Here is a 25,834-nt window from a genome sequence, read left to right as displayed (position 1 = left end):
ACCACCCCATAGTTTTTATTCGCTGGCGCCGATGATTTTGGCTTTGTCAGATAGATGACATCGAATCATCAAATGACAACGATCTAACAGCCGATGACCTGCGCATTCGCCCACACCGTCGAATCCCGCTTTGCCGAGCTGACGCCGACCGCGAAACGCATCGCCAGCTACATGCTCGCGAACCTCGATCGGCTCGGCCTCGAAACCGCCGACCAGATCGCGCAGCAGACCGGCACCAGCGGCATTTCGGTCGGGCGTTTCCTGCGCAGCGTCGGTTACCGGAATCTCGACGACCTGAAACGCGAACTGCGCGGCGGCGGCGACCGCCCGTGGATGATCACCGACCGCCTCGACGAGTACCGCCGCGCCGCCGCCATGCCAACGACCGCCGACGCGCGCGACAGCGAGCGCAGCGCCGGCACGCTCGCCGCATCGCTCGACCGCGAACTCGACGCGATCCGCCACGTGTACCGGCTCGCCGAGGAACCGGTGTTCGCGCAGGTCGCGGACCGGATCGCGCATGCCGATGCCGTCTTCATCCTCGGCATCCAGTCGACGCGCGGCATCAGCAATGCGTTCAGCAGCTACCTCGAATACCTGCGCCCGCGCGTGTTCTATTCCGACGGCCAGTCGGGCTCGTACGTCGATTCGCTGAATTCCGAGTTCGAACGGCCGTACTGCATCGTCACCGATACGCGCGCCTATTCGCGCAGCGCGCGCCGCTATTGCCAGGCCGCCGCCGAGCGCGGCCAGCCGTTCGCGCTGGTCACCGATCTGTATTGCCCATGGGCGCGCGAATGGCCAGCGGATCTGCTGCAGGTGAAGACCGACGTCGGCCAGTTCTGGGATTCGCTCGCGCCGCTCACCTGCCTGTTCAACCTGCTGATCACCGCCGTGGTCGACCGCCTCGGTCCCGCGATCGACCGGCGCGTCGCGCGCAACCGCGAACTGCAGCGCACGTTCGACCAATTCGAATCCTGAGCGAACCGGACCGCCGATGAACCCTCACCGCCTCGTCGAAATCACGCCCGCCACGCATCGCGTCGAGATCGATCTCGTCTACGCGACCGAGCGCAACCTGACCGGCAAGCCGATCTACCGCCACGCGCACTGTCTGCTGCTCGAGCCGGCCGAAGCCGCGCTGCGCCGCGCGGTCGACGTCGCCGCGCAAGCCGGCTTCACGCTGCGCCTCTACGACGCATACCGGCCGCCGCAAGCGCAGCAGGTGCTGTGGGATTTCCTGCCCGACCCGAACTTCGTCGCCGATCTCGGCCGCGGGTCGAACCACAGCCGCGGCACCGCCATCGACCTGACGCTCGTCGACGCGAACGGCGCGCCGCTCGACATGGGCACCGGCTTCGACGAGATGGTGGCCGCATCGGGCCACTTTCACGCGGGGTTGCCCGAGCCCGTGCAACGCAACCGTCTGCTGCTGCTCGGCGTGATGCACGCGGCCGGCTTCGCGCACATCGACAGCGAATGGTGGCACTACGAGCTGCCGGGTTCGCACGCGCTGCCGCCGATCGACAATGCGGCGAGCGGCCCGTGGCGCCTGATGTGACGACGCCGCACGCCCCCTTTTTCATGCACGTTCACGTTCAACGACTCAAACGACAGATGGAGAAGCGCCCATGAAATTCCCGACCTCCCCGCTCGTCGCGGCGCTGGCCGCCGCGTCCCTGCTCGCCGCCGTTCCGTTTTCCGCCGCCCGCGCGGAAACGCCGAAAGACATGTTCGTGATGGCCACGCTGCTCGACGAATTCACGACGCTCGACCCCGGCGAGATCTACGAGCTGGTGCCGGAGGAATACGTCGCGAACACGTACGACCGGCTGGTGCGCGTCGACCTGCGCGATCCGTCGAAATTCAACGGCGACGTCGCGCAGTCGTGGACGGTGAGCCCCGACGGCCTGACCTATACGTTCAAGCTGCGCGCGGGCCTCAAGTTCCACTCGGGCAACCCGCTGACGGCCGACGACGTCGCGTGGTCGATCCAGCGCACGGTGCTGCTCGACAAGGGCCCGGCCGCGGTGCTGACCGGCATCGGGCTCACGAAGGCCAACGTCGCGGCGAACGTGAAGAAGCTGGACGACCAGACGGTGTCGATCACGACCGACCACAAATACGCGCCGACCTTCGTGCTCAACGTGCTCGGCTCGTGGCCCGCGTCGGTGCTCGACAAGAAGCTGCTGCTGTCGCACCAGCAGGGCAACGATTTCGGCAACGCGTGGCTGAAGACAAATGAGGCCGGCTCCGGCGGCTACAAGCTCGTCAAGTGGGCGGCCGGCGACAGCATCGTGCTGCAGCGCTTCGACGGCTACCGGCTGCCGCTCGCGATGAAGCGCATCGTGCTGCGTCACGTGCCCGAAGCCGCGAGCCAGCGCCTGCTGCTGGAAAACGGCGACGTCGACGCGGCGCGCGACCTGAGCCCCGACGATCTCGCGTCGGTCGTGAAATCCGGCAAGGCGAAAGTATCGGCCTCGCCGCAGGCGACGCTGCTGTATCTCGGCCTGAACACGAAGAACCCGACGCTCGCGAAGCCCGACGTGCAGGAAGCGCTGAAGTGGCTGGTCGACTATGCGGGCATCCAGTCCAACGTCGTGAAGACGACCTACAAGGTGCACCAGACCTTCCTGCCCGAAGGCTTCCTCGGCACGCTGAATTCGAACCCGTACAAGCTCGACGTCGCGAAGGCGAAGGCGCTGCTCGCGAAGGCCGGCGTGCCGAACGGCTTCTCGGTGACGATGGACGTGCGCAACGACTATCCGTACACCGAGATCGCGCAGGCCGTGCAGGCGAACTTCGCGCAGGCGGGCGTCAAGGTGCAGTTGATCCCCGGCGACAACAAGCAGACGCTCGCGAAATACCGCGCACGCCAGCACGACATCTACATCGGCGAATGGTCGGCCGACTACATCGATCCGCACAGCAACGCACAGGGTTTTGCATGGAATCCGGACAACGGCGACAAATCGAGCTATAAGATGCTGGCCTGGCGCAACAGCTGGGACATTCCGCAACTGACGAAGGAGACCGACGCCGCGCTCGCCGAGCCGACCGCCGCGCAACGCGCGCAGCGGTACCAGGCGATGCAGAAGGCGATGCTCGCGCGCTCGCCGTTCGTGATCATGTTCGAGAAAGTCGCGCAGGTCGCCACGCGGCCCGGCGTGAGCGGGCTCGAAGTCGGGCCGATCAACGATCTCGTGTCGTACCGCAACCTGAAGAAGCAATAAGAATCGCCGCATGTCGACTCCCGCCTCCTCCCTCGAAGCACTGCGCACGCTGCCCGCGCGGCGCCCGGCCGTACGCTGGGCGCTGCGCGTGGTGCGCTGGGCGCTCACGCTCGCCGTCACGTTCGCGGGGTTGCTCGCGCTGACGTTCGTGATCGGCCGCAAGGTGCCGATCGATCCCGTGCTCGCGATTCTCGGCGATCGCGCGTCCGCCGAAGCGTACGCGGCCGAGCGCATCGCACTCGGCCTCGACAAGCCGCTCGTCACGCAGTTCCTGATCTACGCGCGCGACGTGCTGCACGGCAATCTCGGCATGTCGCTGCTGACCGCGAACCCGGTGCTCGACGACATCAGGCGCGTGTTTCCGGCCACGCTCGAACTCGCGACGATCGCGACGTTGATCGGCATCGCGATCGGCGTGCCGCTCGGCGTCGCGGCCGCGGTGAAGCACAATCGGCCGATCGACCACATCGCGCGCTTCGTCGGGCTGATCGGCAATTCGGTGCCGGTGTTCTGGCTCGGGCTGATGGGGCTGCTGCTGTTCTATGCGCGGCTGCACTGGGTCGGCGGCCCCGGCCGGCTCGATCCCGTGTACGACGGCATGGTCGACCCGCGCACGGGTAGTCTGTTGCTCGACGCGGCGCTCGCCGGCGAGTGGGACGTGTTCCGCAACGCGGTGTCGCACATCGCGCTGCCGGCCGCGATCCTCGGCTACTACTCGGTCGCATACCTGAGCCGGATGACGCGCTCGTTCATGCTCGACCAGTTGAGCCAGGAATACATCGTCACCGCGCGCGCGAAGGGCCTCTCGGAGCGGCGCGTGATCTGGCGGCATGCGTTCGGCAACATCGCGGTGCCGCTGCTGACCGTGATCGCCCTCACGTACAGCAACCTGCTCGAAGGCTCGGTGCTGACCGAGATCGTGTTCGCGTGGCCGGGGCTCGGCTCATACCTGACCGGCGCGCTGCTGAACGCCGACATGAACGCGGTGCTCGGCGCGACGCTCGTGATCGGCGCGATGTTCATCACCGTCAACCTGCTGACCGATGCGCTGTACCGCGTGTTCGATCCGCGTGCACGCTAAAGGACCGCCCCGACATGACCGCTTTCACCCCGCTTTTTTCATCGCCGATGCCGAAGGTCGTCCAATCATGAATGCCGAGCGTCTCACATTGCGCGCGTGGCTGCTGTCCGATGCGCCCGCGTCGCGCTCGCAAGCCGCGTTCGGCCTCGCGTACCGCCGCTGGCGCCGGTTCGCCACGAATCCGCTCAACCTGTTCGGGCTCGCGATCCTGGTCGCGCTGATCGTCGTCGCTATCGTCGGCCCGCTGATCATGCCTCACGATCCGCTGCGCCAGGTGCTGTCCGACCGGCTGCTGCCGCCCGGCTCCGCATCGCACTGGCTCGGCACCGACCAGCTCGGCCGGGACATCCTGTCGCGGCTGATCGCCGGGTCGCGCCTGACGCTCGGCATCGCGCTGCTCGTCGTCGTGATCGTCGTGCCGATCGGCCTGTTGATCGGCACGACGGCCGGCTATTGCGGCGGCTTCGTCGACAGCGTGCTGATGCGCATCACCGACATCGCGCTCGCATTCCCGAAGATCGTGCTCGCGCTCGCGTTCGCGGCCGCGCTCGGGCCGGGCGTGATCAACGCGGTCGTCGCGATCTCGATCACCGCGTGGCCCGCCTATGCGCGGCTCGCGCGCGCGGAGACGATCCGCATCGCGCAGGCCGACTACATCCATGCGGCGCGGCTGCAAGGCGCGTCGGGCCCGCGGATCCTGCTGCGCTACATCGTGCCGCTGTGCATGTCGTCGGTGATCGTGCGCGCGACGCTCGACATGGCCGGCATCATCCTGACCGTCGCGGGCTTGGGCTTCCTCGGCCTCGGTGCGCAGCCGCCGAGCCCCGAATGGGGGTTCATGGTCGCGTCGGGCCGCAACGTGCTGCTCGACGCATGGTGGGTCGCGACGCTGCCCGGCATCGCGATCCTGCTCGTGAGTCTCGCGTTCAACCTGCTCGGCGACGGGCTGCGCGACGTCTTCGATCCGCGTCATGGAGCGTGACATGCCACTGAATTCCACCGCCGCGCCGGCAGCACCGCTCTGCGAGATCGACGGCCTGAAGATCGGCTTTCGCGGCCATGACGGCACCGTCACCGACGCCGTGCGCGACCTGTCGCTGACGCTCGCCCCCGGCGAACGGCTCGGCATCGTCGGCGAGTCGGGCTCCGGCAAATCGCTGACGGGCCGCGCGCTGCTCGGCCTGCTGCCCGACGCCGCACGCTGGTCGGCCCGCACGATGCGCTTCGCGGGCCACGACCTGCTCGCGATGTCGGCCGGTGAGCGGCGGCGCCTGTGCGGCAGCCAGATGGGGATGATCCTGCAGGATCCGAAGTATTCGCTGAACCCGGTGATGACCGTCGCGACGCAGATGGGCGAGGCGTTCCGGCGGCACGAGCCGAAGTTGCGCGGCCGCGCGCTGCGCGAGCGGATCGTCGATGCGCTCGCGGCCGTGCAGATTCGCGATCCGGCGCGCGTGGCCGATGCGTATCCGCACGAGCTGTCGGGCGGCATGGGCCAGCGCGTGATGATCGCGATGATGGTGTCGACCGGCCCGCGCCTGCTGATTGCCGACGAACCGACCTCCGCGCTCGACGTCGCGGTGTCAATGCAGGTGCTCGCGGTGCTCGACGCGATGATCGCGCGGCACGGCACCGGCCTGATGTTCATCAGCCACGACCTGCCGCTCGTGATGTCGTTCTGCGATCGCGTCGCGGTGATGTATGCCGGCCGCGTCGTCGAAACCTGCGCCGCGCGCGGCCTGCGCGATGCGACGCATCCGTACACGCGCGGGCTGCTCGCGGCGAATCCGCCGCTCGCGAACCCGCCCGATGAATTGCCGGTGTTGCAGCGCGATCCGGCGTGGCTCGACGCCGCTGCGCCCGCGCCGACCGCTCATGTACCGCAAGAGGCCGCACGATGATCGACGTCGATCACGCATCGATCCGTTTTCCGACCCGCACGGGCCATGTCGACGCCGTGCGCGACGCGAGCTTCGCGGTGCGCGACGGCGAAGTGTTCGGGCTCGTCGGCGAATCGGGTTCCGGCAAGTCGACGCTGCTGCGCGCGCTGACGGGTCTCGTGCCGCTCGCGTCCGGCAGCCTGTCGATCGACGGACGGCCGGTGGGAGGCACGCCCGATCGTGCGTTTCGCCGTTACGTGCAGATGGTGTTCCAGGATCCGTACGCGTCGCTGCATCCGCGCTTCACGGTCGACCAGACGCTGCGCGAGCCGCTGTCGATCCACGGCATCGACGAACCCGACGCACGCATCGCCCGCGCATTGTCCGAGGTCGGCCTCGGCCCGACGTTCCGCTTCCGCTACCCGCACCAGCTGTCGGGCGGCCAGCGCCAGCGTGTCGCGATCGCGCGCGCGCTGATCGTCGAGCCGCGCGTGCTGCTGCTCGACGAGCCAACCTCCGCGCTCGACGTGTCGGTGCAGGCAGAGATCCTGAACCTGCTGCGCCGCCTGCATCGCGAACGCAACCTGACGATGATCGTCGTGAGCCACAACCTCGCGGTGATCGGCTTCCTGTGCCAGCGCATCGCGGTGATGCAGCACGGCGAGATCGTCGAACAACTGCGAATCGAGGACGTGCGCGCGGGACAGGTCGCACGCGACTACACGCGCACGCTGCTGCGCGCGACCGAAGGCTACCGCCGGCTCGATCCGGCGGTCGATGCGCCTGCGGCCTGACGCGCGCTTCATGACAATGAGACGTTCGCACGCGCGAACGTCTCATGACGTGCCGCGCGCCCAACGCGACATACCGGCCGCCGCCCCCTTTGTCGGCCAACCATTCCCGTTTCGATCCGTTCCGAGCAACGAATAACCGCCAACGAATAGCGGACAAACAGCGGCTATTGCGCCTATCGAATGGCGCGACCGACAAAATCGACACCTCGACCGATCTCGATAGCGACACGCGCGCGCGCCCTCCTGCCTGCTCCCCCACCCGTTGCGCCTGAATGCCGCTCGCCGGCAACCTCCAAATTAGTACTTGTACTAGATAAAAAACAAATCGATTCGTACCCGTCAAATTACAAAATCATTACGAATTCCACATAATTCAATCCGAAACGCGTCATTCATCGATTTAAATTCAATGCGCGCTTTCGAACGTCGAACTTTATTTGGAATTTTAAATATGAAGAACTTCAAGCGCAGCGCAATTCCGTTCCTCCTCGTCGCCGCCGGCGCGGCCTTCTCGTCCACGGCCCACGCGGCAGACGGCACCGTCAGCTTCGTCGGTAAAGTCATCGCGTCGACCTGCAGCGTCGCGGGCGGATCGGACTTCACCGTCCCGCTGCCGCCGGTCAGCACCACCGCGCTCGCCGATGTCGGCTCCGTCGCCGGCCGCAGCGCGTTCTCGCTGGCGCTCACGGGCTGCTCGGTCGGCGATGGCAACCCGGTGAAGGTCGGTGTCGTGTTCGAGAACGGCACGAACGTCGATCAATCGACCGGCCGACTGACGATCGACGCGGGCACGAAGGCCGCCTCGGGCGTCCAGATCAACGTGCTGGATTCGCAGCAGAAGCTGATTCCGGTCGGCGCGCAAACCGGCGCGAGCACCGAGATGGCCACCATCGATGCCGACGGCAAGGCGAAGCTGAACTACTTCGCCGAGTACTACGCCGCGGACGCCGTGAAGGCCGGTGACGTCAATTCGCGTGTCGAGTACTCGCTGATCTATCAGTAAGGACCGCGTGTGGAGATCGCCGTCCCGGCGATCTCCGCCCGTCACGCCGCGCGGCGCGCGAACCGCCGATTCCGCCCGCTTCCCGTCCCAACGATCCGAGTGCCCATGCCCATGAAACTGTTGAAGCTCTTCCGTACGCTGACGCTCGCCGTCACCGCATTCGCATCGCAGGCCGATGCGAGCGTCGTGATCGCCGGCACGCGCGTCATCTTCCCGTCCAGCGAGCGCGAAGTCACGATCCAGCTCACGAACGACAGCAAGCGTCCGGCACTGGTGCAGGCATGGCTCGACGATGGCGACAGCCGCGCGCTGCCCGAGAACATCGACGTGCCGTTCACGCTGACGCCGTCGATCTTCCGGATGGAAGCCGGCAACGGTCAGACGCTGCGGCTCGTGCATACCGGCGAACCGCTGCCTGCCGACCGCGAATCGCTGTTCTGGCTGAACGTGCTCGAAGTGCCGCCGAAGGCGGACGCGACGGAAGCGCGCAACCGCATCCAGCTCGCGTTCCGCTCGCGCATCAAGATCATGTATCGCCCCGCCGGTCTGGCCGGCAACGTGGACGACGCCCCCTCGCAGCTCGACTGGCGCGTGGTTCGCATCGACGGCGGCTACGCGCTCGAGGCCAGCAACCCGACGCCGTTCGTCATCAATTTCGGCAACGTGCTGCTGAATTCGGCCGGCCGCAAGCATGACGCCGGCATGGGCTACGTGCTGCCGCGCAGCACCCAACGGTTCCCGATCAAGGATCTCGCCGGCGCGCCCGCCGCGGACGCAACGGTCGAATTCGCCAATATCAACGACTGGGGCCGGGCAACCGACATCAAGCGTCCGGTCAGCGTCGCACCGTAACGCGACCGAAACCGTCGGTGCGCGCCCACCGCGCGTGTCGACTGCATCACCTCTTTTCGTCCGCCGTCGTCTCGGCTGTCCCGACGACCGGCACGGACACCCCGGACCTGCCCTTCGCCGCCGCCGCGCCACGCCACGCGCCCGCGCCCGCTCGATCCGAAACTTTGTGGAGTACTGCGCATGACCCCGACTCGACTGCCGCACCGCGGCGCGGCCGACCTGCCGCGCGTCAAGCCGATCCACCTGGTGGTGGCGGCCTGCGTCGCCGCGTGGTCCGCCGAGGGCCGCGCGACGACACCCGCGGTCGCCGAAGGCACGCTCGCGCAAGTCGAGTTCGACGGTGCGTTCATGCAGAATCGCCTGGGCAGGGATTTCGACGTGTCGCGCTTCGCCCGGCGCAACGTGACGGCCCCCGGCGTGTACACCGCCGACATTCATGTCGGTCCCGACTGGATCGGCCGCTATGACGTGCGCTTCGTGGCCGCGCCGGATTCGGGCGACGCACGGCCGTGCTTCGACCGCACGCTGCTCGAGCGCGTCGGCGTCGATTTCGGCAAGCTCGCGCCGGACGTCGTCGCGCGACTGGACGGCGACGGCGCATGCCTGCGACTCGACGAAGTCGTGCCGGGCGCCAGTGCGACATTCGACTTCACGCGACAGACGCTGAGGCTGTCGATCCCGCAGGCGTCGCTCGCGCGCAAGGCACGCGGCTACGTGAGCCCTGATCAATGGACTTCCGGCGAGACCGTCGGCCTGCTCGGTTACAACTTCAACCTCTATTCGTCGAAGGCCAGCGGCCACACCGCGCAGACGCAAGGCTATCTCGGCCTGAACGGCGGCGTGAACCTCGGCAACTGGCGCTTTCGCCACGAAGGCTCCTATTCCTGGTCGTCGCGCGGCGAGAGCCAGTACCAGGACATCGCGACCTATCTGCAGCGCGACCTGCCGTCGCTGTCGTCGCAACTCGTCATCGGCGAAAGCTACACGTCGGGCGAATTGTTCGACTCGACGCAGTTCCGCGGCGTGCGCCTGTCGACCGACGACCGGATGCTGCCCGACTCGCTGCGCGGCTATGCGCCGGTGGTGCGCGGCATCGCGAACAGCAACGCGAAGGTGACGATCCGCCAGAACGACGTGACGATCTACGAGACGACGGTCGCGCCCGGCAATTTCGAAATCGACGACCTCTACCCGACCGGATATGGCGGCGACCTGCAGGTATCGGTCGAGGAGGCCGACGGCTCCGTTCACTCGTTCTCGGTGCCCTACGCCGCCGTGCCGATGTCGCTGCGGCCGGGCGTCGGCCGCTACAGCTTCGTCGCGGGCTCGCTGCGCAATCCGCACGGGTCGAGCCAGCCGCTGTTCACGCAGGCAACGTACCAGCGCGGGCTGACCAACCTGCTGACGGCATACGGCGGCGTCACGCTCGCGGGCGGTTACGCATCGGCGATGCTGGGTGGCGCGTTCAACACGTCGTTCGGCGCGTTCGGCGCGGACGTCACGCATGCGCTGACCTCGATCCCCGGCGCGAAGCGCTACAGCGGCTCGAGCGTGCGCGTCAGCTATGCGAAGTCGGTCGAGGCGACCGGCACCGACATCGCACTCGCCGCGTATCGTTATTCGACGGACGGCTATTTCGGCCTCAACGACGCGATGCAGGCACGCGATGCCGCGCGCGACGGCCGCTCGGCCCAGTCGCTCTGGCGCCAGCGCCATCGCGCGTCGCTGGCGCTCACGCAGCGCCTCGGCGCGACCGGCGGGCGCATCAACGTCACGGCGTCGGCCGTCAACTACTGGAACCGCTCCGGCTCCGACGTCAACTACTCGGTCGGCTATACGAACCAGTTCCGCAACGTGTCCTACAGCCTGACGGCCACGCGGCAGCGCAATGCCGGCGGCGACATGGGCACGCTCTATTACGCCAGCGTCACGATCCCGTTCGGCCGCGAGCGCCCGATGACCGTCTCCGGCAACGTGTCGCGCGACACGCTCGGCCGCACCCGGCTGCAATCGACGCTGTCCGGATCGCTCGGCGAAGACCACGCGCTGTCGTACAGCGTCAGCGCGAACCATTCGTCCGGGCCGGATTCAGTCACGGACGGCAGCGCCAACGTCACGTATCGCACGCGCGCGGCGGAAATCAATGCCAGCGCGGGCGCGAGCGCGGACTTCCAGCAGGGTTCGCTCGGCGTGCGCGGCGCGCTGGTCGCGCACCGCGGCGGCATCACGTTCTCGCAACCGGTATCCGAGACGTTCGCGATCGTCGAGGCGCCCGGCGCGGCCGGCGCGCGCGTCACGAACGCGGCGGGCGTCAAGGTCGACGGCAACGGCTACGCGATCGTGCCGTACCTGACGCCATACAGCCTCAATACGGTCGCGCTCGATCCGAAGGGCATCCCGATGGATGTCGAGCTGAAGGAAACCAGCCGGCAGATCGCCCCGCGCGCCGGTGCGGTGCCGCTCATCCGCTTCGCGACCGACACCGGCCGCGCGGCGCTCGTCCAGGCGCGCCAGGCCGACGGCAAGCCGCTGCCGTTCGGTGCCACCGTGCATGACGAGACCGGCAAGGAAGTCGGCGTCGTCGGCCAGGCGAGCAAGATCTTCGCGCGCGGGCTCGTCGACAGCGGCTCGCTGACGGTTCAATGGGGCGCCGACCGCCGCTCGGTCTGTCGAATCGCCTACGAGCTGCCCGTTGCGGAACGTCGCAAACAATCGTCGGGCCTTCAGACCATCAAGAGCCTCTGCCAGCCCGACTCGACGACCGCCGGCATTCAATAAGGAATCCCCATGTTCAATTTCAATTCATCGTCCGCATCGACCCGAATGACGAGCCTGGCAGGCCTGACGTACCACGCACGCGGCGGCATTGCCCGACACTGCGCCCGCATGATCGCGGCTGCCTCGGGGGGGCTGCTTGCCTGCGTCGCGTTCGCGACCGATGCGACCGCCGGCTCCGCCCTCTATGCTTTCGGGCAGGCAACCGTCACCAGCCCCGGAAACGCCACGCCGGGCGTGGTCGTCGGGCGCTATTACTTCACGCCGCAGGACGTTTGCGGCGCGAGCACCTGCCAGATCACGAGCATCTCGATGTACCCGAAGGGCAGTTTTTCGCCCTCCGACGGCCCCGACCTTGAAACCAACGTGTCCGGCCTGTCGACGCGCATGATCATCGACGGCAACGTCGCCGTCTCGTCGACGAAAACGACACTGCGCAACACGCTCGAAATCATGCTGTTTCGCGACAGCCGGCAGCCGCAGGACGGGTCGCTCAATTCCGGCACGCTCAGCGCCTATTACACGATCCGTTACAAGTCCGGCATTTTCGGCGACTCGTCCATGATCTACCTCGCCGCGAAGGTCAGCTTCATCAACGGAACCTGCTCGATTCCCGACCAGACCGTCACGCTGCCGCCCGTGCAGCACCATGTGTTCAACGGCGTCGGTTCGACTGCCGGCGCGACGGATTTCCGGGTGCAGTTGAACAACTGCCCGGCCGGCTACAACCGGATCGGCTACCAGTTGGCCCCGCTGGACGACGTGGTCGCCGGCACGCCCGGCGGGATGCAGTTGCGCCCGGATGCCACGGCCACCGGCGTCGGCATCCAGATCGCCGACCCCACGACCGGCCAGCCGCTGCCGCTGAGGCAGTCGCACACGGTGACAGGCTACAACCGGGCCACCGGCGGATCGCCGTCGATTCAGCTCCGCGCGTCGTACTTGCAAACGGGCGCGAAGGTCGGCGGCGGTTCGGTTCATGCCGCGGCGCAGGTTCTGCTCGACTATCAATGAACGACGTCGGCGCACGCCTCGCCGCGACCTGACATCCGCGTGACGCGGCGGCGTGCGATACTCGGCACGCCGCGCGCCGATATCACCGCCGCAGGGAACCCCGGCGCGCCGCACGAGTCCATCTCCTTTCGTCAACAGCGCAACAGCAATAGGGAGGCGTTCATGCTGCAATTCATCGAAACCCTGGTCGTCGGGCTCATCGTCGGCCTCCTCGCCCGTGCGCTCAAGCCCGGCGACGACAAGATGGGCATCCTGATGACCGTCGTGCTCGGCGTCGTCGGCTCGCTCGTCGCCGGCTACATCGGCCGCGCCGCGGGCTGGTATGCGCCGGGCCAGGGCGCAGGCTGGATCGCATCGATCATCGGCGCGATCGTGCTGCTCGTCGTCGTGGGTGCGGTGCGCAAACGCGCAAGCTGACCTCAGCGTCGTTCACTCCGACGCAAACGGCCGCTCGTCACACACGAGCGGCCGTTTTCTTTTGGCGAATCGTCATCCTGGGGATTGGACGAATCGTTGAGCCCTCAACGATTTATCTGCAAATCCCGCATCCATTGGCACGCTTCCCCCGAGTCTACGTCATCGGCAATACCCCGACTTGCGGCCGCACAATTTTGAGATAAATTGATTGAAGGAACACGGCGTCGTTTGCTCGTCGTCGTTATTTCCGGTTTCTCACTCAAGAGGTTCGATGAAATTGCCGTTTACGCATACAGCACCGCAGCGTTGACGGACTGCCATTCGAGCGGCCTCGCTGCGACGCGCTTCCTCTCTGGAGCCTGTCATGAAGCATCGTTCGTTTGCCGCCTCGTTTGCCCTGGCTGCCTCGCTTCTGGCCTCGTCCTCGTCATTTGCCGCCGGCACGGGCGGCATCATCCACTTCACCGGCATGATCGTCGAGCCGCCCTGCTCGTTCGCGGTCGACACGGCCAACGCCGCGCATGCGCAGGTGCGGCCCGACTGCCCGCGCCCGGCGAGCGGACAAGTCGCGTTCGTCGACGCGGCCAGCCTGCGCACGATCAAGACCACGATCTTTACGCAGGCCTCCCGCGCAATCGTTTTACCTGACCGTCCGGGCAACGCGCGCGCGCCGATGATCGCCGTCGTGACTTACCAGTAGAAGCCCCCGCTGGAACCGCCGCGCGTCAGTCGCGGTGGCGTGCGATCCAGTCGCTGAACGCGCGGATCTTCTGCTGGCTGCCGATGTTCTCTGGATAGACGAAGAAATAGCGGGCGCCCGTCTCGAGCACGATGTCGAACGGCCGTTCGAGCCGGCGCGCGCTGACGTCGTCGTCGACGAGCGTCACGTCGCCGATCGCGACGCCGAAGCCCTGCGTCGCCGCGTTGGTCGCGAGGTCGAGCGTGTCGAAGGTCGGCCCGCGCTCCGCATCGACCGCGTGCTCGCCGGCGTAATCGAGCCACGCGCGCCAGTCGCGATGGTCGCGCGTCGGATGCAGCAGCGTATGGCGCGCGAGATCGCCGACCGCATCGAGCGGTGCGGCCTGCCGCAACTCGGGTGCGCACACCGGCGTCAGCCGCTCGTCGAACAGCGGCAGCGCGCACACGCCAGCGCCCGGCGACGTGCCGTAGACGACCGCCGCATCGAACGGTTCGGTCGAGAAATCGACGACGTGCTGCCACGCGGTCGTGATCTGCACATGGAGATCGGGATGCTCGCCCTGGAAGCGCATGATCCGCGGCAGCATCCAGCGCATCACGCAGGTCGGCACCTTCAGCGCGAGATCGGTGCGCTGCCGCGTGAGCTTCATCGAGATGTCCTCGATCCGCGCGAAGCTCTCGTCGACCACCGGCAACAACTGCTCGCCCTCGGCCGTCAGCGTGAGGCCCTTAGCATGCCGCCTGAACAGCGGAAAACCGTAGTGCGCCTCGAGCGTCTGGATCTGCCGGCTCACCGCGCCCTGCGTGATGCACAGCTGCTCGGCCGCGCGCGTGAAGCTGCGGTGGCGAGCCACCGTCGAGAAGATCTGCAGCGCGTGCAGGGGCGGAAGTCGGCGCATGGCGAACGGGAAACGGGAACGGAAAACGACGCGGAAGGACCGCGCGCCGACGCCGGCGCGCGCTGACCGACACGATAAGCCAAACGCCGGCTTCGCGCGAGACGCCGGGGACTCAGGCCGTCGCGGCGAGCGCGCCCGCCGCGATGCGCGCCGCCGATGCAACGACGTCCGCGCGCGCCGCGGCATCGGCCTGCGGCTGCGTGAACGACACGGCCATCACGATCGGCGCGCGCGACGGCGGCCACAGCACCGCGACGTCGGTCGTCGTGCCGAAGCCGCCGGTACCGGCCTTGTCGGCGACGCGCCAGCCGGGCGGCACGCCCGCCGCGATGCCGGTCGCGCCGCGTGCGCCGCCGACCATCCATTCGGTCAGTTGCGCGCGCTGCGGTTCGCGCAGCGTGTCGCCGAGCAGCAGCCGCTGCAGCGTGTCGACCATCGCGACCGGCGTCGACGTGTCGCGCTCGTCGCCGGGCGCCGCCTTGTTGAGTTCGGGTTCCCAATGATCGAGGCGGAAGGTGGTGTCGCCGCTTTCGCGCGCGAACGCCGTGACGGCCTGCGGGCCGCCGAGCACGCCCATCAGCAGGTTGCCCGCGCCCTTGTCGCCCGACTGCAGCATCGCCGCGCACAGCTGCGCGATCGTCATGCCGGTGTCGACGTGGCTCTCCGTAATCGGCGAGCCGGACACGATTTCGTAGCGGCGATACAGGATGCGGCGCGGCAGCAGCGATGCGTCGAGCGAGCCGCGCGCGAGCATCGCGGCGGCCGCCATGACTGCGTACGTGCCGCACAGCGGGAAGCGCTCGCGCGCATGGTGCGCGATGCGCACGCCGTTCGACGTATCGAGCGCGGCGACGCCGAGCCGCCCGTTCGAGGCTTTTTCGAGCGCGGCGAGTTCGGCTTGTGCGGCGTGGGCGCGCCCCTGGTCGGCGACCGGCGCGGACGTGCACGCGGCAACGAACGGCGCGGCAACGGCGGCGAGCAACAGCGAGCGGCGTGTCGGAGAGTGTTCCATGAATGAGGTCTGTTCTGTCGGAAACGGTGGCGCGAAGCAACGCGGCCGCGCATCGGCGACGCGCGACCGTTCACGCCGACGGTCGGCCCGCGACGGCATTCGCCGCGCATCCCCGAAAGACGCCCGTCGGCCCCGCGATAGCGGGATTCGCATGAACAAACCTTAGCGTAGCAGCGACCGCCGTCGCGTTCCAGCGAAACGGCCCCGCTTCACCCTTGCGACGAAGGCAGGTACGGCATCGGATTCACCGGCTTGCCGTCGCGTCGCACCTCGAACAGCAGCGCGACGCGCGAGTTGTCGAGGTCGCCCATCTCGGCGATCGCATCGCCCTGATGCACGATGTCGCCCGTCTTCACGAGCAGCTTGCGGTTGTGCGCATAGGCGGTCAGGAAATCCGCGTTGTGCTGGACGATAATCAGGCTGCCGTAATCGTTCAGGCCGGTGCCCGCGTACATCACGCGCCCATCTGCCGCGGCGCGGACCGGGTCGCCCGGCCGGCCGGCAATCTGGATGCCGCGGTTCTGCCCGGGCCGGAACCCTTCGACGATCTTGCCGGTCGCCGGCCACTTGAGCGCGACGCCGCCCGCATGACGCTTCGTTTCCTTGACGACCTGACGGTCGTTCGCGGTCGACGCGCTGGCCGGCGACGTGGCCTGCGCAGTTCCCTGATTCCCCGCCGCGCCATTGCTCGCGACGACCTGCGTGCCGGCCGCGCCCGCAGGCGGCAACGGCTGCTGCTTGACGATCCGCAGCACCTGCCCCATGCGCAGCCTGCCGTTCGCGGCCAGCTTGTTCCAGGTGCGCAAGTCGGCCACGCTGCAATCGTTCGCGGTGGCGATGCCCGTCAGCGTGTCGCCGCGTTTCACGACGTACTTCCGCGCGACGAGAATCGGCGCGGCCGGCATCGGCGCGGCCGGCATCGTGGCGGCCGGCGGCGCCGCGGCGGACGAGCTCGAATCAGAGGGCTGCGCCGCCAGCGTGTCGCTCGGCGGAACGGACTGCGTATTTGCACAACCGGCCATGGCAAGCACGGCGGCCAGGCCCGACAGCCACGCCGCCTTGCGGTGAATCTCGCGCGTTTTCATGGACGATCCGACTCCGGTTTGACAATCTTTCAAGCATCTCAAAAACGGAACGGCCGACGTGTAACCGGATGCAAACAATGATGACAAACGATCACGGACCGGATGCCGGCCGGCATTCGCTACCGGTAATACGGTCCGATCCGGAAAAACTTGATGGTCTGGGCGCAGAAAAACGGAAGAATTTTCGTCACAAAAAACTATGGTTCATTTGTTTCGATAGTCGCGCGACGACATTCATCGCAACCATGCGACGAATTCGGCACCGGCCCACGCGACACCGATGCACAGGAACAGCAGATGCAGCGCGATCTTGAAGGACACACCCCATGACGAATCGATCCGCATGACGGGCTCCCCGGTTGATGTGTGTCCATGATCGGGCGTCGATCGCGCCCCGAAAATGCGGAAGCGACGAACCGGGTCTCAGGCTGGCCCTGAGACCGCCGCCGCGGTTCCTGCTAACTTATCGGCCATTCCCCCAGCCATCCCTCCGCCCATCATGCGCTTCGACCTGACCGACCTGCGGCTCTTCCTGAACATCTGCGAAGCCGGCACGATCACGGGCGGCGCCGAGCGAACGCACATCACGCTGCAGGCCGCGAGCGAGCGCATTCGCGGGATGGAGGACGAGCTGGGCGTGCCGCTGCTGCACCGGACCAAGTCCGGCGCGCAGGCCACCGACGCGGGCCGCGCGCTCGAACACCACGCGCGCACCGTGCTGCAGCAGATCGATCACATGCGCGGCGAACTGCAGCAATACGGCCAGGGGCTGCGCGGCCATATCCGGTTGCTGTGCAACACCGCGTCGCTGAGCGAATACCTGCCTGATGCGCTGGCCGATTACCTGCCGCACCATCCGAAGCTGTCGATCAGCGTCGAGGAACGCTCGAGCCAGGAGATCGTGCATGCGATCCGCAACAAGACGGCCGAGGTCGGCATCGTCGCCGATTCGGTCGGGCTCGGCGGCCTCGAACAGAAGCCGTTCCGCGAAGACTGGCTGATCGTCGTCGTGCCGGCCACGCATCCGCTCGCGTCGTACGGCGCGGTCGCGTTCGACGACATCGCCGGCGAAGACTTCATCGGCCTCACCGACGGCAGCGCGCTGCAGGTGCATCTCGCCGACCAGGCGCGCGCGCTCGGCAAGCGGATCCGCTATCGCGTGCAGTTGAAGAGCTTCGACGCGATCTGCCGCATGATCGCGAGCGGCGTGGGCATCGGCATCGTGTCGCGGCATGCGGCCGAGCGCGCGATGCAGACGATGGACGTGCGGCTCGTCGAGTTGTCCGATCCGTGGAGCCATCGGAAACTGACGCTCTGCGCGCGGTCGTTCGACGCGCTGCCGAAGTACACGCGCGAGTTCGTCGCGTTCCTGTCGGGCGACGCGCCGCCGCCGTAACGCGCGCCGCATTCGATTCGTCCCATCGACCTACGGAGACATCGCCATGACCGATACCGATCTCGCCACCCGCTATCGCGCGTATATCGACTGCCTGAACCGGCAGGACTGGACGGCGCTCGGCGAATACGTGTCCGACGACGTGATCCACAACGACCGGCCGCTCGGCCTCGCCGGTTACCGCGCGATGCTGGAGCAGGACTTCCGCGACATTCCCGATCTGCGCTTCGACATCCGGCTGCTCGTGTGCGAGCCGCCGCGCGTCGCGTGCCGCCTTCGCTTCGCGTGTTCGCCGAAAGGAACGTTCATGGGGCTCGCCGTCGACGGCCGCAAGGTCACGTTCGCCGAAAACGTGTTCTACGAGTTTCACGACGGCAAGATCCGCCAGGTGTGGTCGGTGATCGACAAGGCGGCGATCGAGAAGCAGCTTTGAACGTCGTCGAAACGGCGGGTCGGCGCATGCGGCGGCGGGTGGCCGTGAGCGGTTCGCTGCATTCTGATTCTTATGGATAACGTTTTCTCTCTTCATGCACCGAGAACCCGTTTCCCGCCCATGCTTGCCCTCCCCGCTTCAAAGCTTTTCTTTCGCACGATGACCACGCGATCGTCAAGATAAACATCCCGACGATTTACGCGTAATTCCGATTCCCCTCTCGCACGCCCCGGCTTCCTCCATTCGGGTTTCTACCGGCGCATCCGATGTGAAAGTTCATTGACATCGCGCCGATCGATGCCTAAATTTGGAAAACGTTTTCCAATGCACAAGCGCGACGCCGATCACGGCCCGTGCAGGGGGAACGCTTGCCTGCTCGATTTGCGATTCAGGCCGTCCGTCTTCAGGGATCAGGGTTTGCAAGGCGGACGCCCGGTACGGGCACCGAGCGCGGCATCGGCGACACGTGCCCGTGCTTCATCACTATTCAAAATTGGAGACACCATGCATCCGCGCAGCAGATTCGCGCTCGGCGCCGCGCTCAGCGCCCTTTCCGTCGTGCTCGTCAGCGCGTGCGGCGGCAACGACGTGACCGACACGCCGTCGGCGCCCCCTACGTCCACCCCGCCCGCGCTCGCAGCGAACTCGCTGCAGGCGCTCGTCTACGGCGCGCCCGACACCCGCGTGCCGGCCGGCACGAACATCCCGCTCACGATGATGGGCCAGATGCGCGCGCTGTTCGACCTGATCCGGAAATCGCCCGATTTCACGCAGGTGGTGATGGATCTCGGCGACGGCACGCCCGTCCACGTGCTCGACACGAATACCGGCGACAAATTCCTGCCCGGCAAGCTCGCGCTCGGCCTGTCCTACATCCTGATCGACATGAAGGCGAAGAACGACCCGCAATACGCGAGCTACCTCGCGACGTACCAGACGATCACGACCGCGATGATGGCGCAGTCGGGCGGCAACTACGCGTATGCGAATACCTCGTGGGGCGAGTACTACTACCTCGTCGCGCTGAACAACCTGAAGGCGCACGGCATGCTCAACGAAGTCTTCAGCGATGCGATGCTGGCGACGCTGCAGCAGCGGCTCACGTTCTGCGACATGTTCGGCCCCGATGCGAGCGGCAAGACCACGACCTGCCCGGCCGCCGGCACGCCGATCGACATCGCGTCGCTCAACACCGCGCAGAACTACTATGCGGTGTCCTACGGCATTGCCGGGCTGCGCCAGAAGCTCGGCTGGAGCAGCCCGTCGTTCGCATCGAAGACCGATCCGGCGGTCGCGACGATGAGCGCACGCGACGCGCTGCTGTACACGCTGACGAACCACATCCGCAACGACTCGTCGGGCGGGTTCTCCGACGAAGCATCGAACACGCACACGACCTACTACGACCAGGCGCGCTTCGACCGCTACAGCACGCTGCTGATCGGCGAAGTGGTCGAGCGCACGTTCGAGATGGGCAACGAAGCGAATCTGACGCCGGAGCTGAAGGGCTATCTGCGCAAGTCGGTCGACCTGATCCTGCCGCAGTTGAACGCCGACGGCCAGGGCTTCAACTACGGCCGCTCGATCGGCCCGTACGGCGATTCCGCGTTCATGGAGGTGCTGACGGCCGCGGCCAATGCCGGCGTGCTGACCGATCGCGAGAAACAGGTTGCGTATGCATTCATCTATCAGGCCGCGCGTCGTTTCGACACGTACTGGTACGACCCGTCGCTGCCGACGCCGTCGGTGAACATGTGGGTCAAGGGCCGCGGCACCGACACGTATCGCGGCAAGCCGCGCGTGATGGGCGAGAACTTCAGCCTGCTGCACCAGTACCTGTACGTGAACGCATGGTGGAACAAGCTCGGCTTCGGCGGCCAGGCGCCGATGGCCGATGCGGACTACCGCGCGTGGCTCGACGCGCTGCCGCGCTACACGCTCACCTGGTACAACCAGCCGGGCGATGCCGCGCATCCGTACAGCGCCGCGCTGCTCACCGTGCGCGACGGCCGGCGCGTGATCAACCTGAACCTCAGCCAGGCGCCCGACTACGACGCATACACGCCGTATTACCCGGTGCCGTTCTCGGACAAGCTGATCTACGGCACGACCGACCTCGGCTATGCGCTGCTGGTGCCGCAGGTGACGTACAACGCGAAGACCTACATTCCCGTCACGTACTACAAGAACCTGAACGTGCAGCAAAGCAACGGCCAGGTGATCGTGTCGTTCGATACGACGAAGTTCCGCGTCGCGTCGAAGAACACCGCGTACACGACGGATCTCGACCTGCAGGTGCACACGGTGCTGACGTTCGCGCACGGCATGATCTCGCGCAGCGATACGCTGAGTTCGGGCACGCTCGCGGGCAACCTCGCGGTCGAGACGGACTTCACGTCGTTCGCGGATTTCGCGTCGACGCAGGCCAACGGCGACGGCGTGTCGGTAACGTACGCAAACAGCGCGGCGACGCGCTATGCGGCATCCGGGTTCGACAACTGCGCGCTGTCCGCCTTCGACACCGCGAACGGCACGACGAATCCGCTGTCGACGACGCCGATCGGGCAGTTGCATTCGAACTTCGCGTGCACGACGAAGCCGTTCGCGCTCGGCGCGGGCGCGACCCGCACGGTCGGGTGGACGCTGAAGTACGCCGATCCGGCGTAAGCGACAAGACCGCGCTCCCGCGCCCCTTCCCGAAGCCGGTTGCCGAAGCCGGCTTCGGGATCATGCAGTGCCCGGGCCCGCGTTCACCACCACCGCGATCCCGCCATATACGCGCCCAGCGCGATCAGCCCGACGAAGAAGCAACGCTTGAACATCTTCTCGCTCATCACGCGCCGCGCGTATTGGCCACCGGCCATCCCCGCCAGCGCGGGCACGAGCGCGAGCGCCGACACGCCGAGATCGACCGTCTGCAGCGCGCCCGTCACGCGCAATTGCAAGCCGAGCACGATCGTCGATGCGGTAAACGACAGCCCGAGCGCCTGGATCAGATCGTCCTTGGACAACCGCAGCGCCTGCAGGTACGGCACGGCCGGTACGACGAACACGCCGGTCGCGGCCGTCACGACGCCCGTCAGGTAGCCGACCACGGCCGACAGCCATGTTTCATGGCGGCCCGGCGCGGGCAATCGCGCCGCCGCCAGCCCCCATACCCCGTAAAGCACGAGCACGACGCCGAGCGCCGCGTGCGTCCATGTGCTGCCGGCCGCGAGCGCCGGCAGCCCGCCCGTCAGCGTGCCGACCGTCAGGCCGGCGAGCAGCGGCCACAGCCGGCGCAGCAGCGCGCCGAACGACGGGCCGAGCCACAACTGCCACACGTTGGTGATGAACGACGGCACGAGCAGCAGGCTCGCCGCGGCCGACGGCGGCATCGCGAGCGTCAGCAGCCCCATCGCGATCGTCGGCAGCCCGAGCCCGATCATCCCCTTCACCGCGCCGGCCAGCAGGAAAACCAGCACGATGATCGTCAGCGTCTGAATTGACATGGCGGCATTCGTCCGTTGAGTACGGCGCCGATGGTGCCTGCCCGCCATGCCGCCCGCCATCTGGCTTTGCCTGAGGCTGGCTCGGGCCCGCCGGACGGGGCTTCGGGGCCCCGACCCGGCCCCATGCATCACCCCCGGCCCTGCTCGCTGTCGAGGTGCGCCATCTGCGCGGCCGGATAGCGCTCACCGGCAGCCGCCCCGGCGGGAACCGCCGCTTCGATGCGTGTACGCTCTTCGACCGTTAGTTGCAATTCTGTCGCCAGCAAACCGTCCTGCAGTTGCGTGCGCTTGCGCGCGCCGACCAGCGGCACGATGTCGGCGCCACGCGACAGCGCCCACGCAATCGCGACCTGCGCCGGATTGCTGCCCTTCTCGTCGGCGATCGCGCGCAGCGCGTCGACCAGCGCGAGGTTGTGCGCGAGGTTCTCGCCCTGGAAGCGCGGGCTCGCCGCGCGGAAATCGCGCTCGCCCTGCCGCGCCGCCGTCCAGCGCCCGCCCAGCAGCCCGCGCGACAGCACGCCGTAGGCCGTCACGCCAATGCCGAACTCGCGGCAGACGGGCAGGATCTCGGCCTCGATCCCGCGCGACAGCAGCGAATATTCGATCTGCAGATCGGCGATCGGCGCGACGGCGGCCGCGCGGCGGATCGTGTCCGCGCCGACTTCCGACAGCCCGATATGGCGCACGTAGCCGGCCTTCACGAGATCGGCGATCGCGCCGACCGTCTCCTCGATCGGCACCGCCGGATCGACCCGCGCCGGCCGGTAGATGTCGAGGTAGTCGGTGCCGAGCCGCTTCAACGAATAGGCGACGAAGTTCCGGATCGCCGCGGGCCGCGCGTCGTAGCCGGCAAACCCGCCGGCCGGATCGCGCAGCGCGCCGAACTTCACGCTGATCACCACCTGGTCGCGCGCCCGGCCGCGCAGCGCGTCGCGGATCAGCATCTCGTTGTCGCCCATCCCGTAGAAGTCGCCGGTATCGAGCAGCGTGATGCCGTGGTCGAGCGCCGCGTGCAGCGTCGCGATGCTTTCGTCGCGATCGGCCGGCCCGTAGAGATCCGACATCCCCATGCAGCCGAGCCCGATCGCCGAAACCTGTGGGCCCGTGCGGCCCAGTTGACGCCTGTCCATGTCCGTTTCCTTCGAATGGTGAGTGGATGAAACGGATTCTGGCCGCACGACGCCGCGCGATAAACGCGAAACGCCCCACCAAACCATTCGACGGTGATTAACAATGGAGCCTTGTTCCCGTTCCCGCCAAGGTTCTCGCCCGCATGGACCATCTGCAAGCAATGCGCGTCTTCGCGCGCGTCGCCCATCTCGGCAGCTTCACGAAAGCGGCCGAGCAGCTCCAGCTGCCGCGCCCGACGGTCAGCAATGCCGTCCAGTATCTGGAAAAGCACCTGAAGATCCGCCTGCTGCAACGCACGACGCGGCGCGTCGCGCTGACGGCCGAGGGCGCGACCTACTACGAGCGCTGCGTGCAGTTGCTCGCCGACCTCGACGATGCGGAGACCCTGTTCGAGGATGCCGGCGCGTCGCCGCGCGGCGTGATCCGCGTCGATCTGCCCGAGCGGTTCGCGCTGAACCAGGTGATTCCGGCACTGCCCGATTTCCACGCGCGCTATCCCGACCTGCGCATCGCGATCAGCACGACCGACCGCTTCGTCGATCTCGTCGCGGACGGCATCGACTGCGCGGTGCGGGTCGGCGTGCTGTCCGACACGTCGCTCGTCGCGCGGCGCGTCGGCGAAATGGCGCAGATCAACTGCGCGTCGCCCGCGTATCTCGCGCGACACGGCCTGCCCCGCTCGCCGGACGATCTGCCGGACCACGTCGCGGTCGGCTATTTCTCGAGCCGCACGGGCCGCGAGCTGGACTGGGAATATACGGACATGGATTCGGGCGAGATGCACACGGTGAAGATGCACAGCGTCGTGTCGGTCAACAGCTCGCAGGCGTATCTCGCGTGCTGCCTCGCGGGCCTCGGGCTGATCCAGGCGCCGCGCGACGGGCTCGCGCCGCTGCTCGCCGACGGCTCGCTGGTCGAGGTGCTGCCGGAATGGAATGCGGGGCCGCTGCCCGTGTCGGTGGTGTTTCCGACCGGCCGGCATCTCGCGCCGCGCGTGCGGATCTTCGTCGACTGGCTCGCGGAAACGCTCGGCGGCGCGCACCGCGCAGGATGACGGCAGCAACCGGCGCCGGGCCACCCACTGCGCGGCGCCGGCCGGTCAGGACCTCAGAACTTGTGGCGGATCGCGGCGCGCACCGCGAACTGGTTCGACGACGCCGACGGGCCGTCGGTCCCGACGACATAGCCGCCGTCGGCTGCCGTGCCCGTCTTGTCGCCGCCCACCTTCTGCCACGCGCCCTGCAGGTACACGTCGGTGCGCTTCGACAGGCTGTAGTCGGCCATCAGGCCGACCGTGTGGTACTTCGGCTTGAACGAACCGGCCGCGGCGTCGTACTTGCCGTCCGTATACACGTACTGCGCGCCGAGGTAGAACTCGGGCGTGAGCTGGTACTTGCCGTTGATCTCGAAGTTCTGGAACTTCGTCGCGGTCAGCCCGAGGCCGGCGAACGTCGACGCCGGCAGGTAGACCGTCGATACCGGGTTCTTCACGTCGGTCTTCGTATAGACGACGCCGACCGTCGCCGGGCCGAACGTGTAGTTGACGCCGCCGCCGAAGATGCGCAACCGATCGGCGACGAAGTTCGCGTCGTCGGCCGCGATCGCGCCCGCGTTGCCGATGCCCGGGTTGTTCGCCTGCAGGTACGCGGCCGCGACCTGCAGCCCGGCCAGCGAATACTGCGCGCCGATGCTGTACTGGCGGTTGTTCGAGAAGCCCGTGCTGTTGCTGAAGCTGTACGTGCCGCCGAAGGTCAGGCCGTTCCAGTCGGCGCTTGCGTACTTGACCGTGTTGTTGACGCGGAACGAGTTGTCCGTGTTGTCGTTGTCGAACGGGTGCGAGAACAGCGTGCCGCCCCAGTTGCCGTTCGCGGTCAGCGGCGCGAGATAGTCGACGACGGCATCGTACTGACGGCCGAAGGTCAGCGTGCCGAAGCGAGACTCGGACAACCCGACGAACGCCTGACGGCCGAACATGCGGCCGCCTTGGCCGAGCCGGCCGTTGTTCACGTCGAAACCGTTTTCCAGCGTGAAGACCGCCTTCAGCCCGCCGCCGAGATCCTCGCTGCCCTTCAGGCCCCACCGGCTGCCCTGAGCATAGCCGCTTGCGAGCTGGTAATTGGTCTTTCCGACCCCATTGACGTTGACGTTGTTCGTGTAATTGAAGCCTTCGTCGATCACGCCGTACAGCGTCACGCTGGTCTCGGCAAAGGCCGGCGCGGCGAAGGCGGCGAGCGCGGCGACAAAAATGACGTGCTTCCTCATGACGAATCTCCGGAGCCGGGGGCCGGGCAGGCCATGCGCCCGGCGAATTGTTCGATCTGTTGTATGTGTGGCCCGCAGGGCGGACGACGCGGTGTGCGGCCGCGTGAGGACAAAATGGTGTCACGACGCAAACCGCCCGTCCATGGGGTGCGGGTCGTCGCGCGCAAAGCGTTGCGCTCGTCCAACTGCCCCTTGCGCGGACGGCCTGACCGGGCTTGTCGGTAGCGGCCGGCCGGCCCGCCATTCGCGTAAACCCGGAAGGCTTCGCATCGATGGCACAATGCGCATCCGTTCGCCATTTCTTCACGAAGTCATGCTTGACCCCGATTCATGCGCGGCGCGTGCCGGCCGTGCCCGCGGCCCGTGCCGAAAGGCGC

General features: G+C 67.2%; 23 protein-coding genes. 17 read left to right on the top strand and 6 right to left on the bottom strand.

All coding sequences use genetic code 11. The features are described from left to right. The first annotated feature begins 93 nt into the window (after positions 1–93). The 13 genes from J8I35_RS07735 to J8I35_RS07675 all read left to right on the top strand — a co-directional run bounded on the left by J8I35_RS07735 (position 94) and on the right by J8I35_RS07675 (position 13,749). Complete coding sequence (locus tag J8I35_RS07735) at positions 94–981, top strand: MurR/RpiR family transcriptional regulator (protein ID WP_050012822.1); 888 nt, start codon at positions 94–96, stop codon at positions 979–981. Positions 982–997: 16 nt separating this feature from the next. Beyond that, positions 998–1,561 carry a D-alanyl-D-alanine dipeptidase gene (ddpX, locus tag J8I35_RS07730; protein WP_124554973.1) on the top strand — a complete coding sequence of 188 codons (564 nt, stop codon included), beginning with the start codon at positions 998–1,000 and terminating at the stop codon, positions 1,559–1,561. Positions 1,562–1,631: 70 nt separating this feature from the next. Further along, on the top strand, positions 1,632–3,233 hold the full coding sequence (locus J8I35_RS07725) for an ABC transporter substrate-binding protein (protein WP_050012824.1): 1,602 nt from the start codon (positions 1,632–1,634) through the stop codon (positions 3,231–3,233). A 10-nt stretch (positions 3,234–3,243) separates the two neighbouring features. Next, on the top strand, positions 3,244–4,314 hold the full coding sequence (locus tag J8I35_RS07720) for an ABC transporter permease (protein WP_050012825.1): 1,071 nt from the start codon (positions 3,244–3,246) through the stop codon (positions 4,312–4,314). Between the two features lie 67 nt (positions 4,315–4,381). Further along, positions 4,382–5,296 carry a nickel transporter permease gene (gene nikC / locus J8I35_RS07715; protein ID WP_209924915.1) on the top strand — a complete coding sequence of 305 codons (915 nt, stop codon included), beginning with the start codon at positions 4,382–4,384 and terminating at the stop codon, positions 5,294–5,296. A 1-nt stretch (position 5,297) separates the two neighbouring features. Continuing rightward, entirely contained in the window at positions 5,298–6,215 is a 918-nt protein-coding gene (locus J8I35_RS07710) for an ABC transporter ATP-binding protein (protein ID WP_209924914.1), read from the top strand. After that, positions 6,212–6,988, top strand: a complete 777-nt coding sequence (locus J8I35_RS07705; RefSeq protein WP_209924913.1) for an ABC transporter ATP-binding protein — start codon at positions 6,212–6,214, stop codon at positions 6,986–6,988. The genes J8I35_RS07710 and J8I35_RS07705 overlap by 4 nt, the downstream gene beginning before the upstream one ends. Positions 6,989–7,439: 451 nt before the next feature. Further along, positions 7,440–7,991 carry a fimbrial protein gene (locus tag J8I35_RS07700; RefSeq protein ID WP_209924912.1) on the top strand — a complete coding sequence of 184 codons (552 nt, stop codon included), beginning with the start codon at positions 7,440–7,442 and terminating at the stop codon, positions 7,989–7,991. Positions 7,992–8,102: 111 nt separating this feature from the next. Continuing rightward, positions 8,103–8,843, top strand: coding sequence for a fimbria/pilus periplasmic chaperone (locus J8I35_RS07695; protein WP_209924949.1), 741 nt, complete (start codon positions 8,103–8,105; stop codon positions 8,841–8,843). Positions 8,844–9,023: 180 nt separating this feature from the next. Then, a complete protein-coding gene (locus tag J8I35_RS07690) occupies positions 9,024–11,621 on the top strand; it encodes a fimbria/pilus outer membrane usher protein (RefSeq protein WP_209924911.1) in 2,598 nt (865 codons plus the stop codon). A 9-nt stretch (positions 11,622–11,630) separates the two neighbouring features. Beyond that, positions 11,631–12,632: a fimbrial protein gene (locus J8I35_RS07685; RefSeq protein ID WP_209924910.1), complete on the top strand. Its 1,002-nt coding sequence runs from the start codon at positions 11,631–11,633 to the stop codon at positions 12,630–12,632. Between the two features lie 162 nt (positions 12,633–12,794). Next, entirely contained in the window at positions 12,795–13,049 is a 255-nt protein-coding gene (locus tag J8I35_RS07680; RefSeq protein WP_050012833.1) for a GlsB/YeaQ/YmgE family stress response membrane protein, read from the top strand. A gap of 364 nt (positions 13,050–13,413) precedes the next feature. Further along, positions 13,414–13,749 (top strand): type 1 fimbrial protein, encoded by a 336-nt coding sequence (locus J8I35_RS07675; protein WP_209924909.1) that lies wholly within the window; start codon positions 13,414–13,416, stop codon positions 13,747–13,749. Positions 13,750–13,774: 25 nt separating this feature from the next. Here the strand turns inward: J8I35_RS07675 and J8I35_RS07670 are convergent, their stop codons facing one another. The 3 genes from J8I35_RS07670 to J8I35_RS07660 form a co-directional block, all read right to left on the bottom strand. After that, positions 13,775–14,647, bottom strand: coding sequence for a LysR substrate-binding domain-containing protein (locus J8I35_RS07670; protein WP_209924908.1), 873 nt, complete (start codon positions 14,645–14,647; stop codon positions 13,775–13,777). Positions 14,648–14,759: 112 nt separating this feature from the next. After that, positions 14,760–15,659, bottom strand: a complete 900-nt coding sequence (gene bla / locus J8I35_RS07665; protein ID WP_209924907.1) for a class A beta-lactamase — start codon at positions 15,657–15,659, stop codon at positions 14,760–14,762. A gap of 209 nt (positions 15,660–15,868) precedes the next feature. Continuing rightward, positions 15,869–16,744, bottom strand: coding sequence for a peptidoglycan DD-metalloendopeptidase family protein (locus tag J8I35_RS07660; RefSeq protein WP_209924906.1), 876 nt, complete (start codon positions 16,742–16,744; stop codon positions 15,869–15,871). Between the two features lie 499 nt (positions 16,745–17,243). Between J8I35_RS07660 and J8I35_RS07655 the strand changes: the two genes are divergently transcribed. The 3 genes from J8I35_RS07655 to J8I35_RS07645 all read left to right on the top strand — a co-directional run bounded on the left by J8I35_RS07655 (position 17,244) and on the right by J8I35_RS07645 (position 21,240). After that, on the top strand, positions 17,244–18,140 hold the full coding sequence (locus tag J8I35_RS07655; RefSeq protein ID WP_050012838.1) for a LysR substrate-binding domain-containing protein: 897 nt from the start codon (positions 17,244–17,246) through the stop codon (positions 18,138–18,140). A gap of 46 nt (positions 18,141–18,186) precedes the next feature. Next, on the top strand, positions 18,187–18,573 hold the full coding sequence (locus J8I35_RS07650) for an ester cyclase (RefSeq protein WP_050012839.1): 387 nt from the start codon (positions 18,187–18,189) through the stop codon (positions 18,571–18,573). Between the two features lie 504 nt (positions 18,574–19,077). Further along, complete coding sequence (locus J8I35_RS07645; protein ID WP_209924905.1) at positions 19,078–21,240, top strand: hypothetical protein; 2,163 nt, start codon at positions 19,078–19,080, stop codon at positions 21,238–21,240. Between the two features lie 83 nt (positions 21,241–21,323). On the opposite strand, the gene J8I35_RS07640 is transcribed toward J8I35_RS07645, so the two are convergent. Both J8I35_RS07640 and J8I35_RS07635 read right to left on the bottom strand, forming a co-directional pair. Next, positions 21,324–22,064, bottom strand: a complete 741-nt coding sequence (locus tag J8I35_RS07640; protein ID WP_209924904.1) for a sulfite exporter TauE/SafE family protein — start codon at positions 22,062–22,064, stop codon at positions 21,324–21,326. Positions 22,065–22,192: 128 nt separating this feature from the next. Further along, entirely contained in the window at positions 22,193–23,194 is a 1,002-nt protein-coding gene (locus J8I35_RS07635) for an aldo/keto reductase (RefSeq protein WP_209924903.1), read from the bottom strand. A 143-nt stretch (positions 23,195–23,337) separates the two neighbouring features. Here J8I35_RS07635 and J8I35_RS07630 point away from each other — a divergent pair, with 143 nt between their 5' ends. Continuing rightward, positions 23,338–24,249: a LysR family transcriptional regulator gene (locus J8I35_RS07630; protein ID WP_209924902.1), complete on the top strand. Its 912-nt coding sequence runs from the start codon at positions 23,338–23,340 to the stop codon at positions 24,247–24,249. Positions 24,250–24,302: 53 nt separating this feature from the next. Here the strand turns inward: J8I35_RS07630 and J8I35_RS07625 are convergent, their stop codons facing one another. Continuing rightward, the gene (locus J8I35_RS07625; RefSeq protein ID WP_050012844.1) at positions 24,303–25,457 is read right to left on the bottom strand and encodes a porin; all 1,155 of its coding nucleotides are present in this window, start codon (positions 25,455–25,457) and stop codon (positions 24,303–24,305) included. Positions 25,458–25,834 lie beyond the last annotated feature (377 nt).

Source organism: Burkholderia sp. CpTa8-5, assembly GCF_017815045.1.
In the GTDB taxonomy this organism is placed as follows: domain Bacteria; phylum Pseudomonadota; class Gammaproteobacteria; order Burkholderiales; family Burkholderiaceae; genus Burkholderia; species Burkholderia sola.
This window is presented reverse-complemented; position numbering and strand designations above follow the sequence as displayed.